The sequence below is a fragment of the Neoroseomonas alkaliterrae genome, from assembly GCF_014199195.1.
Classification (GTDB): Bacteria; Pseudomonadota; Alphaproteobacteria; order Acetobacterales; family Acetobacteraceae; genus Neoroseomonas; species Neoroseomonas alkaliterrae.
On sequence record NZ_JACIJE010000002.1, the window covers coordinates 492,183 to 505,831 of the forward strand.

At 69.9% G+C, this 13,649-nt stretch carries 12 protein-coding genes; 11 read left to right on the forward strand and 1 reads right to left on the reverse strand.

The features are described 5' to 3' along the window. The first annotated feature begins 83 nt into the window (after window positions 1-83). The 4 genes from FHS88_RS05745 (at window position 84) to puuE (ending at window position 4,673) form a co-directional block, all read left to right on the forward strand. Window positions 84-1,883: an acetolactate synthase 3 large subunit gene (locus tag FHS88_RS05745; protein WP_184482189.1), complete on the forward strand. Its 1,800-nt coding sequence runs from the start codon at window positions 84-86 to the stop codon at window positions 1,881-1,883. 10 nt (window positions 1,884-1,893) lie between these two features. After that, a complete protein-coding gene (ilvN, locus tag FHS88_RS05750; RefSeq protein WP_184482191.1) occupies window positions 1,894-2,412 on the forward strand; it encodes an acetolactate synthase small subunit in 519 nt (172 codons plus the stop codon). A gap of 39 nt (window positions 2,413-2,451) precedes the next feature. Continuing rightward, complete coding sequence (ilvC, locus tag FHS88_RS05755) at window positions 2,452-3,468, forward strand: ketol-acid reductoisomerase (protein ID WP_184482193.1); 1,017 nt, start codon at window positions 2,452-2,454, stop codon at window positions 3,466-3,468. Window positions 3,469-3,731: 263 nt separating this feature from the next. Further along, on the forward strand, window positions 3,732-4,673 hold the full coding sequence (gene puuE / locus FHS88_RS05760; protein ID WP_184482195.1) for an allantoinase PuuE: 942 nt from the start codon (window positions 3,732-3,734) through the stop codon (window positions 4,671-4,673). Window positions 4,674-4,710: 37 nt separating this feature from the next. Here puuE and FHS88_RS05765 read toward each other — a convergent pair whose 3' ends face one another. Continuing rightward, a complete protein-coding gene (locus tag FHS88_RS05765) occupies window positions 4,711-5,679 on the reverse strand; it encodes a Bug family tripartite tricarboxylate transporter substrate binding protein (RefSeq protein ID WP_184482197.1) in 969 nt (322 codons plus the stop codon). 305 nt (window positions 5,680-5,984) lie between these two features. On the opposite strand from FHS88_RS05765, the gene FHS88_RS05770 reads away from it, so the two are divergent. The 7 genes from FHS88_RS05770 to rodA all read left to right on the forward strand — a co-directional run bounded on the left by FHS88_RS05770 (window position 5,985) and on the right by rodA (window position 13,561). Next, complete coding sequence (locus tag FHS88_RS05770; RefSeq protein ID WP_184482199.1) at window positions 5,985-7,565, forward strand: 2-isopropylmalate synthase; 1,581 nt, start codon at window positions 5,985-5,987, stop codon at window positions 7,563-7,565. Beyond that, window positions 7,565-7,828, forward strand: a complete 264-nt coding sequence (locus FHS88_RS05775) for a hypothetical protein (protein ID WP_184482201.1) — start codon at window positions 7,565-7,567, stop codon at window positions 7,826-7,828. The genes FHS88_RS05770 and FHS88_RS05775 overlap by 1 nt, the downstream gene beginning before the upstream one ends. A 145-nt stretch (window positions 7,829-7,973) precedes the next feature. Further along, window positions 7,974-9,017, forward strand: a complete 1,044-nt coding sequence (locus tag FHS88_RS05780) for a rod shape-determining protein (protein ID WP_184482203.1) — start codon at window positions 7,974-7,976, stop codon at window positions 9,015-9,017. A 69-nt stretch (window positions 9,018-9,086) separates the two neighbouring features. Beyond that, window positions 9,087-9,953, forward strand: coding sequence for a rod shape-determining protein MreC (mreC, locus tag FHS88_RS05785; protein WP_184482205.1), 867 nt, complete (start codon window positions 9,087-9,089; stop codon window positions 9,951-9,953). Between the two features lie 13 nt (window positions 9,954-9,966). Beyond that, window positions 9,967-10,524 carry a rod shape-determining protein MreD gene (locus FHS88_RS05790; protein WP_184482207.1) on the forward strand — a complete coding sequence of 186 codons (558 nt, stop codon included), beginning with the start codon at window positions 9,967-9,969 and terminating at the stop codon, window positions 10,522-10,524. After that, window positions 10,521-12,419 (forward strand): penicillin-binding protein 2, encoded by a 1,899-nt coding sequence (mrdA, locus tag FHS88_RS05795; RefSeq protein ID WP_338146425.1) that lies wholly within the window; start codon window positions 10,521-10,523, stop codon window positions 12,417-12,419. Before FHS88_RS05790 ends, mrdA begins: the two co-directional genes overlap by 4 nt. Then, window positions 12,416-13,561: a rod shape-determining protein RodA gene (gene rodA / locus FHS88_RS05800; protein WP_184482209.1), complete on the forward strand. Its 1,146-nt coding sequence runs from the start codon at window positions 12,416-12,418 to the stop codon at window positions 13,559-13,561. Before mrdA ends, rodA begins: the two co-directional genes overlap by 4 nt. Window positions 13,562-13,649: the final 88 nt, after the last annotated feature.

Genomic DNA, 13,649 nt, shown 5'->3' on the forward strand with positions numbered 1-13,649 from the left:
GGGTCTAAGGGAGCGCCCTCGCCGCGGGGGAGTCCCTCGCGGCGGGTGCCCCGTTCAGGCCCTTGCCAGGAAAGAGAGACCCGATGTCCGCCGCCACCAAGCCCGCCAGCACCGCCGACGCCCAGACGATGTCGGGCGCGGAGGTCGTCCTGCGCGCGCTCAAGGACAACGGCGTCGAGGTCATCTTCGGCTATCCGGGCGGCGCGGTTTTGCCGATCTACGACGCGCTGTTCCAGCAGAACGCCATCCGCCACATCCTGGTGCGCCACGAGCAGGCCGCGGTGCATGCGGCCGAGGGCTACGCGCGTTCCACCGGCAAGGTGGGCTGCGTGCTGGTCACCTCGGGCCCCGGGGCGACCAATGCGGTGACCGGCCTCGTGGATGCGCTGATGGATTCCATCCCCGTCGTCTGCCTGACCGGGCAGGTGCCGACCCACCTGATCGGCAACGACGCCTTCCAGGAGGCGGATACCACCGGCATCACGCGGCCCGCGACCAAGCACAACTACCTGGTCAAGAAGTCGTCCGACCTCGCGCGCGTGGTCCACGAGGCGTTCTATGTCGCGCGGTCCGGCCGCCCCGGGCCGGTGGTGATCGACCTGCCCAAGGACATCCTGATCAACAAGGCGCCCTACACCGAGCCGCCGCAGACCGAGCACCGCTCCTACCGCCCGCAGACCAAGCCCGATGCCGAGCAGATCCGCAAGGCGGTGCGGCTGCTGAAGGCGGCGCGCAAGCCGATCGTCTATGCCGGCGGCGGCGTCATCAATTCGGGCCCCGAAGCCTCGCGCCTGCTGGGCGAGTTCGTCCGCATGACGGGCTTTCCCTGCACGAACACGCTGATGGGCCTCGGTGCCTTCCCGGCGCAGGATCCGCTCTTCCTCGGCATGCTCGGCATGCACGGCACCTACGAGGCGAACCTTGCCATGCATGGCTGCGATGTCATGCTGAATATCGGCGCGCGCTTCGATGACCGGGTGACGGGGCGCCTCAATGCCTTCTCGCCGAACTCGCGCAAGATCCACGCCGATATCGACCCGTCCTCGATCAACAAGAACGTCCCGGTCGAGGTGCCGATCGTCGGCGATGCGGGAGAGGTGCTCGCCGCGCTGATCGCCGAGTGGAAGGCGGACGGAACGGCCCAGGACAAGCCGGCGCTCGCCGCCTGGTGGCGGCAGATCGACGAATGGCGGTCCAAGGACTGCCTGCGCTATCGCCAGGAAGGGCGCATCATCAAGCCGCAGCATGCGGTGAAGCGTCTCTATGAGATCACGCGCGAGCTTGGCCGCGAGACCTTCATCACCACCGAGGTCGGCCAGCACCAGATGTGGGCCGCGCAGTATTTCGGCTTCGACAAGCCGAACCGCTGGATGACGAGCGGCGGGCTCGGCACCATGGGCTATGGCCTGCCGGCGGCGATGGGCGTGCAGATCGCGCATCCCGATGCGCTGGTGATCGACATTGCCGGCGAGGCCTCGATCCTGATGAACATCCAGGAGATGGGCACGCTCGCGCAGTATCGCCTGCCGGTGAAGGTGTTCATCCTGAACAACGAGTACATGGGCATGGTCCGCCAGTGGCAGGAGCTGCTGCATGGCGGGCGCTACAGCGAGTCCTATTCCGCCGCGCTGCCCGATTTCGTGAAGCTCGCCGAGAGCTTCCACGCCGTCGGCATGCGGGCCGAGACGGCCGACGACCTCGATCGCGTGATCCGCGAGATGATCGCGGTGGACAAGCCGGTCATCGCCGATATCTGCGTGGCCAAGGACGAGAACTGCTTCCCCATGATCCCCTCCGGCGCCGCGCACAACGAGATGATCCTCGGGCCCGAGCAGGAGGGCGGCGTCGCCGGCGTCACCGACGAAGGCAAGGTCCTGGTCTGAGGCGCGCGACATGTCGGAGAACGGAAACGCGCAGCGCGCGGCGACCATCGCCGTGCTGGTGGAGAACGAGGCCGGCGTGCTGGCCCGGGTGATCGGCCTGTTCAGCGGCCGCGGCTACAACATCGACAGCCTGACCGTGGCGCCGGTGGACGAGACCGGGCGCATCTCGCGCATCACCATCGTCACCTCCGGCACGGAGATGGTGATCGAGCAGATCAAGGCCCAGCTCGACCGCCTTGTGCCGGTGCACAAGGTGTCGGACCTCACGATGGAAGGCCCGCATCTGACGCGCGAACTGGCGCTGATCAAGGTTGTGGGGAAGGGGGAGCATCGCGTGGAGGCGCTGCGCCTCGCGGATGCCTTCCGCGCGCGCGTGGTGGATGCGACGACCGAATCCTTCGTGTTCGAGATGACGGGCGCGGCGGAGAAGATCGACGCCTTCTGCGCGTTGATGCGCCCGATCGGGCTGGCGGAGGTGTCGCGCACGGGCGCGGTAGCGATCGCGCGCGGGCCGCGCGGCCTGAACTGAATATTGCGAGAGACCCGTAGGAAGAGGGAGAGCGCTGCCATGCGCGTTTACTACGACCGCGATGCGGACGTGAATCTGATCAAGGCGAAGAAGGTCGCGGTCATCGGCTTCGGCAGCCAGGGCCACGCGCATGCGATGAACATGCGGGATTCGGGCGTGAAGGAGGTGGTGATCGGCCTGCGTCCGGGCGGCTCCTGGAAGAAGGCCGAGGCGGCCGGCTTCCAGGTGATGACGCCGGCCGATGCCGCGAAGTGGGCGGATGTGGTGATGGTGCTGACGCCCGACGAGCTGCAGGGCGACCTCTACCGCGAGCACCTTCACGCCAACATGAAGCCGGGCGCCGCGATCGCCTTCGCCCATGGCCTGAATGTCCACTTCAACCTGATCGAGCCGCGCCCGGACATCGACGTCTTCATGATCGCGCCGAAGGGCCCGGGCCACACGGTGCGCGGCGAGTACCAGAAGGGCGGCGGCGTGCCCTGCCTGGTCGCGGTGCATCAGAACCCCTCGGGCAATGCGCTCGAGATCGCGCTGTCCTACGCCTCGGCGATCGGCGGCGGGCGTTCGGGCATCATCGAGACTACGTTCAAGGAGGAGTGCGAGACCGACCTCTTCGGCGAGCAGGTCGTGCTCTGCGGCGGCCTCGTGGAACTCATCAAGGCCGGCTACGAAACGCTGGTCGAGGCAGGCTACGCCCCCGAGATGGCGTATTTCGAGTGCCTGCACGAGGTGAAGCTCATCGTGGACCTGATCTACGAGGGCGGCATCGCCAACATGAACTACTCGATCTCCAACACGGCCGAATACGGCGAATACGTGACCGGCCCGCGCATCATCACCCCGGCGACCAAGGCCGAGATGAAGAAGGTGCTGGAGGACATCCAGTCCGGTCGCTTCGCGCGCGACTGGATGCTCGAGAACAAGGTGAACCAGGCCTCCTTCAAGGCGACGCGCCGCCGCCTCGCTGAGCACCCGATCGAGCAGGTCGGCGAGAAGCTCCGCGCCATGATGCCCTGGATCAAGAAGAACCAGCTCGTGGACAAGACGCGCAACTGATCCTGCCCGCGCGGGCGGCTTGGCGGGGCGCCGGGGGCAACCTCCGGCGCCCTTCGCATGCGTACCCCCAACGCCGTCCCGGCGCAGGCCGACCGCGGTGGCTACCGGCAGTCTGCCGCGCCCGGTGTGCCGAGGCGCGTCGGATGCACGCAGGATACGCCGCCCGCCGGCCAGCCTGCCCGCTGGCAGGCACGGGGACGGGCTTTCACGCGAGGCTGCGAGGCTGGCATGATTGGCTTCCCCATTCGGAAGCGAAGGCCAGGATGCCGGACACGCCTCATCTCCTCGCCGCCGGGACGGACTACCCGCGCGACTTCCTGGGTTACGGCCCGACACCGCCCGACCCCCGCTGGCCAGGCGGCGCCAGGCTCGCCCTCTCCTTCGTGCTGAACTACGAGGAGGGCGGCGAGAACACGGTGCTGAACGGCGATGCGGGCAGCGAGCTCTACCTGCATGAGGTGCCCGGGGGTTCACCCGTGCTCGGCGAGCGGAACCGGACGGTGGAATCGCAGTTCGACTATGGCGCGCGCGCCGGCGTCTGGCGCGTGCTGCGCGCCTTCGCGGCGCATGGCTTGCCGCTCACGATCTATGCCGTCGGCCGGGCGCTCGAGTTGAACCCGGAGGCCGCGCGGGCCTTCGCCGCGGCGGGGCATGAGGTCGCCTCCCATGGCTGGCGCTGGATCGACTACCACGCGGTGGACGAGGCAACGGAGCGCGCCGAGATCGCCCGTTGCGTCGAGACCATCGAGCGCCTGTGCGGCCAGCGCCCCGTCGGCTGGTACACGGGGCGGATCAGCCCCAACACGCGGCGGCTCGTCGCCGAACATGGCGGCTTCCTCTACGACTCGGACGCCTATGACGACGACCTGCCGCACTACGTCACTGCGGCTGGCAGGCCTCACCTCGTCATTCCCTACACGCTCGACAACAACGACATGAAGTACGCGGTGCCGCCGGGCTTCGGCGATCCGGGCGGCTGGGAACGGCATCTGACGGATGCCTTCGAGGTGCTGCTGGCCGAGGGCCGGGCGGGCGCGCCGAAGATGATGTCGGTCGGGCTGCATTGCCGGCTTGTCGGACGCCCGGGCCGCGCGGCGGCGCTGCAGCGTTTCCTCGCGCGCGTCGCGCGGGAGAAGGATGTGTGGGTCTGCCGCCGCGCCGATATCGCGCGGCACTGGTGGGCCACCCACCCGCCGGCGGGCTGACGGGTGGCGGCGCGCTGGTCGCGCCGCGGCCCAATGCTCAGTCGAGCCGCTCAATGTTGTTGCGTTCGACCACCTCGCGCCAGCGCGCGATCTCGCTGCGGACATGCTCGCCGAAGCGCTCCGGCGTTCCGCCTTCGGGCCGCACGCCGAGGCCGCGCAGGCGCTGCTGCACCTCGGGGTCCGCGATCGCCGCGTTGAGGGCGCGATTGAGCCCGGCGACCACATGCGCCGGCGTGCCGCGAGGCGCCATGTAGCCGAACCAGGGCTCGACCACGATCCCCGGCACGCCCGCCTCCTCGAAGGTCGGGATGTCGGGCAGGGCGGGGTCGCGCTCCCGCCCGGTGACGGCGATGGCGCGGATCTGACCGGCGCGGATCGCCTGGATCTTGGTCGGGATGTTCTCGATCATCACCTGCACCTGGTTGGCGAGCAGCGCCTGCAGCGCCGGCGCGCCCCCGCGGAAGGGCACGTGCACGAGGCCGAGGCCGAGCCGTCCATTGAGCAGTTCGGGCGTGAGGTGGTTGGAGGAGCCGAAGCCCGAGGACCCGTAGTTGATCCGCCCCTGGTTCGCCCGCGCCCAGGCGATGAACTCCGGCAGCGTCGTGGCGGGCACGGAGGGATGCACGGCGACGACGTTCATCACGCTGCCGCTCCAGAACACCGGCACGAGGTCGCGCTCGATGTCGTAGGGCATGCGCCGATAGATGGCGGCGTTGATGGCGCAGTTGCCGATGGTGCAGGCGCCGAGGGTGTAGCCGTCCGGCGCGCTGCGCGCGGCGGCCTCCATGCCAATGTTGCCGTTGGCGCCCGAGCGGTTCTCGACCACCCAGGGATGGGGCGCGCCGCGGCTGATCCGGTCCACGAGGATCCGCGCCACGAGGTCGGTCGAACCCCCTGGCGGGAAGGGGAGGATGATGCGCACCGGGCGGTCCGGCGCCCAGTCCTGGGCCAGGGCGGGCGTGGCAATGAGCCCCGCAAGGAGCGCGAGGGCAATCCGGCGCAGCATCGGCTTCCTCCTGCTTTCGTTGCCGCCAGACTGCCCCTGGCCGCCTGGGTCGGCAACATCGGCGCTTGCGGCAGGCGCGCGCCCCACTTATCCTGCGTTGTGCGATGATGCTGCGCGCCATCCCGTCCGGCCTGATCCCGGGGCGTCCCGCCCCGTCAGCCGCTCGCGCGCCGCTCGGCCTCCTTCTCCTTCGACTTACCCGCCCCTGGGCGTGACGCCCGGCTGACCGAGGCCGGCCATCGCTCAGGGGAACCTGGGACCGAACGCGCGCATCCACACTCATTGCCACACGGGACACGCCTGACATGGCCATCACCCATCCTTCCTTCGGCACCCTGCCGGACGACCGCATCATCATCTTCGACACCACGCTGCGCGACGGCGAGCAGTCGCCCGGCTTCTCCATGAACCTCGAGGAGAAGCTGCGCATGGCCGAGGCGCTGGCCGAGCTCGGCGTGGACGTGATGGAGGCCGGCTTCCCCATCGCCTCGCCAGGCGACTTCGAGAGCGTGCTGTCCATCGCGAAGCATTTCGCGAAGGACGGGCCGGTGGTCTGCGGCCTCTCGCGCACCGCCCCGGCCGACATCCTGCGCGCGGCCGAGGCGGTGAAGCCCGCCGCCCGCAAGCGCATCCACACCTTCGTCTCGACCAGCCCGCTGCACATGCGGGTCAAGCTGCGGCTCGAGCCCGAGCAGGTGCTGGAACTGGTGACCAGCAGCGTCTCGCTCGCCCGCCAGCACACCGACGACGTCGAGTGGTCGGCCGAGGACGGCACCCGCACCGAGCCAGACTTCCTCTGCCGCTGCGTCGAGGCGGCGATCAAGGCCGGCGCGACCACGATCAACATCCCGGACACGGTCGGCTATGCGCTGCCGGAGGACATGACGCGCATCTTCAGCATGGTGCGCGAGCGTGTGCCCGGCGCCGACCGGATCATCCTCTCCGCGCACAACCACAACGACCTGGGCCTTGCGGTCGCGAACACGCTCGCCGCCATCCGCGCGGGCGTGCGCCAGGTCGAGAGCACCATCAACGGCATCGGCGAGCGCGCGGGCAATGCCAGCCTTGAGGAGATCGTGATGGCGCTGCGCACGCGCCACGACGCCATCCCGACGCGGAACGCCATCGTCACCGAGCGCATCCTGCGCACCTCGAAGCTGCTCGCGACCATCACCGGCTTCGACGTGCAGCCCAACAAGGCGATCGTCGGTCGCAACGCCTTCGCCCATGAATCGGGCATCCATCAGGACGGCGTGCTGAAGGACAAGTCCACCTACGAGATCATGACGCCCGAGAGCGTCGGCTGGTCCGACACCTCGCTGGTCATGGGCAAGCATTCCGGCCGTGCCGCCTTCCGCGACAAGCTGAGGTCCATGGGCTACGAGATCGGCGACAACCAGCTGAACGACGCTTTCCGCCGCTTCAAGGACCTCGCGGACCGCAAGAAGGTCGTCTACGACGAGGACATCGCCGCCCTGGTGGACGACGAGGTGGTGCGTGGCCATGACCGCATCCGCCTGACCGCGCTGACGGTCGCGACCGGCATGGCGACCAAGCCGACCGCCTCGATCACGCTGGAAGTGGACGGGCAGCCGCGCGACGGCGTGGCCTCGGGCGACGGCGCGGTGGACGCCACTTTCAACGCGCTGCGCCAGGCCTTCCCGCACGAGGTCAACCTCAAGCTCTATGCCGTGCAGTCGGTCACCGGCGGCACCGATGCCCAGGCGCGGGTCACGGTGCGGCTCGAGGAGGACGGCAAGCTCGTGGACGGGCAGGGGGCGGACACCGACACCATCGTCGCCTCCGCCCGGGCCTATGTGCACGCGCTGAACAAGCTGCTGGTCAAGCGCCAGCGGACCGAGCCGCCAGCCGTCCTGCGCGCGTGATGCTCCTGCGGCGCCGGGCGGGGCTGCTCGCCATGCTGGCCCTTCCGGGCGCCGCCCAGGGCCAGCCCGCCCCGGCGCCGATCGGGGTGGCCCGGATGGAGCCCGACGGGACCATCATCCTGGACCTTGTGGCCCGCACCGGCGGCACCACGGGCCAGGCGCGGCTGGTCTACCCGCCGGGGCATCCGGACCATGCCATGATCCTGCGCCATCTCGGCGGGTTGCGGCCCGGCGAGGTCAAGCCGGTGCCGCCCTTTCCCTGATCCCCCCGCCGCCCCGGGGAATCCGGCTTGAGAGTCCGGCCCGGGGGGGGTAAACGCCGCAATCTCCATCCAAGCCCCAACAGTCGCGACGGCGGCTTCGGCCCCCTCTGCGGGCTGGGCGGCCCCGTCGGAAGGTCCGGTACGCATGTTCTCTCGCCTGTTCGGCTTCCTGTCCGCCGACATGGCCATCGACCTCGGCACCGCGAACACGCTCGTGTACGTGAAGGGCCGCGGCATCGTGCTGAACGAGCCGAGCGTCGTCGCCATCTCCGACCAGCGGGGACGCAAGCAGGTGCTCGCGGTGGGCGAGGAGGCCAAGCAGATGCTCGGCCGCACCCCCGGCAACATCGCCGCCATCCGGCCGCTGCGCGACGGCGTGATCGCCGATTTCGAGGTGGCGGAGGAGATGATCAAGCACTTCATCCGCAAGGTGCACAACCGCCGATCCTTCGCCTCGCCGATGATCATCGTCTGCGTGCCCTCGGGCAGCACGGCCGTGGAGCGGCGCGCCATCCAGGAGAGCGCGGAATCGGCCGGCGCGCGGAAGGTGCTGCTGATCGAGGAACCCATGGCGGCGGCGATCGGCGCGGGCCTGCCGGTGACCGAGCCCTCGGGTTCCATGATCGTGGACATCGGCGGCGGCACGACCGAGGTCGCGGTGATCTCGCTCGGCGGCATCGTCTATGCGCGGTCGGTCCGCGTGGGCGGCGACAAGCTCGACGAGGCGATCATTTCCTACATCCGCCGCCAGTTCAATCTGCTGATCGGCGAGTCCACCGCCGAGCGGATCAAGATCGAGATCGGCGCCGCATCGGCCCCGGAAGATGGCGAGGAAGGCCCGCTCGCCGAGGTGAAGGGCCGCGACCTGATGAACGGCGTGCCGCGCGAGGTTGTGGTCAGCCAGCGCCAGGTCGCCGAGTCGCTCAACGAGCCCGTGACGCAGATCGTCGAGGCGGTGAAGGTGGCGCTCGAGAACACGCCGCCGGAACTCGCCGCCGACATCGTGGACAAGGGCATCGTGCTGACCGGCGGCGGCGCGCTGCTCAACCGGCTGGACCAGGTGCTGCGGGACGCGACGGGGCTGCCCGTGGTGGCGGCCGAGGATGCGCTGTCCTGCGTCGCCCTCGGCACCGGCCGTGCGCTCGAGGACATGAAGCGGCTTCGCCACGTCCTCACTTCGATGTATTGATGAGGGCGGTGGGCCCGCCACGGGGCGGGTCCGGGGGCTTCACGGTCCTGTCAGGGGAAAGAGGGGCGCGTGATCCGGCTGAGCATTCCGCTCCGTCAGGCCTTGGCGCGGCTTTCGCTGCCGCTGATGATCGCGGCTGCCTTCGGCGTGATGCTCCTCGGCAAGGCGGACGCGCTGCTCGCCGAACGGCTTCGCACCCATCTCTCCGACGCGCTGTCGCCGATCTATGCCGCGCTTGCCGAGCCCACGGCCGCGGTCCGCTCGGCCGTCGAGGAGGTGCGCTTCCTCGCCACCCTGCGGGAGCAGAACGCGGCGCTGCGCGAGGAGAATGAGCGGCTCCGTCGCTGGCACGCCACCGCGCTCGCGCTCGAAGCCGAGAACGAGATGCTGCGCCGGCAGCTCAACTTCCTGCCGGAAGCCGCGCCGGCCTTCGTGACCGCCCGTGTGGTCGCCGACGGTGGCGGCACCTATGCGCGCGCCGTGCTGCTTGCCACGGGTCCGCAGCACGCCATCCGCAAGGGCCAGGTCGCGCTCGACGAGCGGGGCTTCGTCGGCCGCGTCACCGAGGTCGGCTCGCGCTCCGCGCGCGTGCTGCTCGCCACCGACATGAACAGCCGGATCCCGGTGACGCTCGAATCGAGCCGCGCGCGCGCCATCATGGCCGGCACCAATGGCGCCCGCCCCCGGCTTGCCCACTGGCCCGAGGGCGTCATTCCGGTCGAGGGCGAGCGCGTGGTGACCAGCGCAGAGGCCGGCGCCTTTCCCGCCGGCCTGCCGGTCGGCGTGATCCGCGTCTCGCCGCAGGGCGCGCCGGAGATCGAACTCTTCGCTCGCCTCGACCGCCTGGATGCGGTGCGGCTGTTCGACTACGGCCTGTCGGGCATCATCCCGCCCGAGGCCGTGGCGCGGCCGGAACCGCGGCCCAGGCGGCGCTGAAAGGGCCGCCCCCGTGGCGACGCCGCCGAACCGCCGCCCGCAGGGCCGCCCCGCACCTGCGCCGGGGCTGGTGCGCCGCGTGGATGCTTTCGCGCGGCTGGCCTTTCCCGGCTTCTCGACGGCCTTTCTCATGGTGCTCGCCGCCGCGCCGGTGACCCTGCCATCCCCGGTCCTTGCGGTGACGCTGCCATGCGTCGCCTTCTGGTCGGTCTTCCGGCCGGCGGCGATGATGCCGCCGATCGTGTTCCTGCTCGGCCTGTTGCTGGACCTGCTGACCCTCGCCCCGCTCGGCTCCGGGATCCTGGTGCTGCTGGTGCTGCAGGCGGTGGCGCTACGGTTCCGGCGGTTCCTGGTGCGCCAGTCCTTCCTGGCCGTCTGGCTCGCCTTCTGCGTCGCGGCCTTCGGAGGCGCGCTCCTCTACTGGGCGTTGCAGTCGCTGCTCGCACTCCAGTTGCCGCCGGTGGCGCCCGCCCTGCACGCCGCGCTGCTGTCCTGCGGCCTGTATCCCGCCGTGGCGCTGCTGCTGACGCGCATCCACGAGGCGATGCTGCAGGCGGAGAACGCGCCGTGATCTGGCGTCCCTGGGCGAAATCGGGGCTGCTGGGCCGCGAGCGCACCGTTCGCAAGGAGGAGGAGCGCCGCCGCGGCATCTTCACCCGCCGCGCCGCGGCGCTCGGCTTGGTGCAGTTCGGGGCCTTCGCCTTCCTCGGTTCGCGTCTCTACCGGCTGCAGATCGAGGAAGGGGCGCGCTACGCGACGCTCGCGGAGGAGAACCGCGTCAGCGCCCGGCTGTTCGCGCCGCCGCGCGGGCGCATCCTCGACCGCAACGGCAAGGTGGTGGCGGGCAACCGGCTGAACTGGCGCGCGCTGCTGGTGGCCGAGCAGGCGGTCGATGTGGGCGCGACGCTCGAGACCTTCTCGAAGATCGTCCCGCTCGCCGACCACGAGAAGGCGCGGATCGAGCGCGACATCCGGCGCAGCCGGCGCTTTGTGCCGGTCGTCATCCGCGAGTTCCTGACCTGGGAGGAGATGGCGCGCATCGAGGTCAACGCCCCCGATCTGCCCGGCATCAGCGTGGACATGGGCACGACGCGCATCTACCCGGAGACGGAGCATCTCGCGCATGTCGTCGGCTATGTCGCGGCGCCCGCCGAGAGCGATGTCGGCGACGATCCGCTTCTGCAGTTGCCCGGCATCCGCGTCGGCCGCGCCGGCATCGAGCGGCACCACGACCGGATCCTGCGCGGCCGCGCCGGCACGGTGCAGGTCGAGGTGAACGCGGTGGGACGCGTGATCCGAGAACTGGACCGGCGTGAGGGCATACCCGGCCAGGACGTGCAGATCAGCGTGGATGCGGAACTGCAGAAGGCGATCCGCGGCAAGATCCAGGAAGGCACCACCGCCGTGCTGCTCGATGCGCGGAACGGCGAGGTGCTCGCGATGGCGACCAAGCCCGCCTTCGATCCGAACATCTTCAACTCGGGCGTCAGCGCGGCGCAGTGGCGGCAATGGACGGCGGCGCGCAGCACGCCGCTGATCAACAAGGCGACGAACGGGCTCTATGCGCCGGGCTCGACCATCAAGATGGTGGTGGGGCTCGCCGCGCTCGAGGCCCGGGTCTGCCGGCCTGGCGACATCGTGCATTGCCCGGGCCATTTCGACTTCGGCGACACGCGCTTCCACTGCCACAATCGCAACGGCCATGGCGGGATGAACCTGCGCAGCGCCATCGTCGCCTCCTGCGACGTCTATTTCTACGAGATGGCGCGGCGCATGGGCATCGACCGCATCGCCGCCATGGCGAACCGCTTCGGCCTCGGCGTGGATCTCGAGATCGAACTGCCCGGCACGCGGCGCGGCGTGATGCCGACCCGTGGCTGGCGGCTCGCCCAGGGGCGGCCCTGGTCGATCGGCGACACCATCGTCCATGGGATCGGTCAGGGATTCTACCAGCTCACGCCGCTCTCGCTCGCCGTCATGACGGCGCGGCTGGCCACCGGCCGCGCCGTGCAGCCGCATCTCACCCGCGCGATCGGCGGGCGGCCGGTGCGCGGCTCCCGCCCCGAGGACTGGCCGAGCCTCGGCATCCCAGAGGCCGATCTGCGCTTGGTGCGCGAGGCGATGTGGGCGGTGGTGAACGGCGGCGGCACGGCCAGCGCCTCCCGCCTGCCGGCGCAGTATGGGCAGATGTCCGGCAAGACGGGCACGACCCAGGTTCGCCGCGTCTCCCGCGAGCAGCGCGAGCGGGGTTTCAACGTCAATGCGCTGCCGCGCGAATGGCGCCCGCACGCGATGTTCGTGGCCTATGCGCCGCACGACAATCCGCTGTTCGCTCTTTCGGTTGTCGTCGAGCACGGCACGAGCGGCTCGGGCGCGGCGGCGCCGCTCGCGCGCGACATCCTGATCGAGGCGTTCCAGCGGCTGCGCCCCGCCCCGGGCGCACGCGTGGCGGAGGCGACACGATGATCTTCGAACGGCGCCTCCTGGCCCGCGACCGCGGCGCGGGCGTGCTCGAGAAGCTGTGGCAGATCCCGTGGTCCTTCGTGATCCTGCTCTGCGGGGTGGCGGCGATCGGCTATGTCGCGCTGCTCTCGGCCGGCGGCGGCAATCCGGACACCTATGCGCAGAAGCACGCGATCCGCTTCGGCTTCGGGCTGGTGCTGATGCTCTGCCTTGCGCTGGTGGACATCCGAATCATCGCGCGCTTCGCCTGGCTCGGGTATCTTGGTGCCCTGGTGCTGCTCGTGCTCGTGCTGCTGCACGGCAATGTCGGCAAGGGGGCGCAGCGCTGGATCGACATCGGGCCCGTCCAGCTGCAGCCCTCGGAGCTGATGAAGATCATGCTCGTGCTGGCGCTGGCGTCGTGGTTCCACCGCGCGTCGTGGGAGCGGATGGGCAATCCGCTGTTCCTCATCCCGCCGGCGATCGCGGTGCTCGTTCCCGTCCTGCTGATCCTGAGGCAGCCCAACCTCGGCACGGCGCTGATCACCGGCATGATCGGCGCGGCCGTGTTCTGGGCCGCCGGCATGAGGTGGTGGAAGTTCGCCGCTGCCGCCGGACTTGCGGCCCTCGCGGCGCCGATCGCCTATGATCGCCTGCACGACTACCAGCGGGCCCGCATCACCACCTTCCTCGATCCGGAGAGCGACCCGCTCGGCGCCGGCTACAACATCATCCAGTCCAAGATCGCCCTGGGTTCCGGGGGGCTCTGGGGCAAGGGCTTCCTGCAGGGCACGCAGGGGCACCTCAACTTCCTGCCCGAGAAGCAGACCGACTTCATCTTCACCATGATCGCCGAGGAGTTCGGCCTCGTCGGCGCGATGACGACCCTGGCGCTGCTGATGCTCACGGTTGCGTTCTGCTTCTTCGTCGCCTTCCGCTGCAGGCACCAGTTCGGGCGGCTGCTCGCCATCGGGCTGGGCACCAACTACTTCCTCTACGTGTTCGTGAACGTCGCGATGGTGACCGGTTCGATACCGGTCGGTGGCGTGCCGCTGCCGCTCATCAGCCACGGCGGTTCGGCTATGCTGACCGTCATGCTGGGGTTCGGGCTCCTGCTCTCCGCCTATGTCCATCGCGACGCCGAAATGGGGCCCATGCGGGATTGATGGCCGGGCCGGTTTCAAAGGGGCTGGACAAAGCCGCCGCGGGCGCTAAGTAGCGCGCTCTGGCGGCGGCCATGCGGCCAAGCCCGGC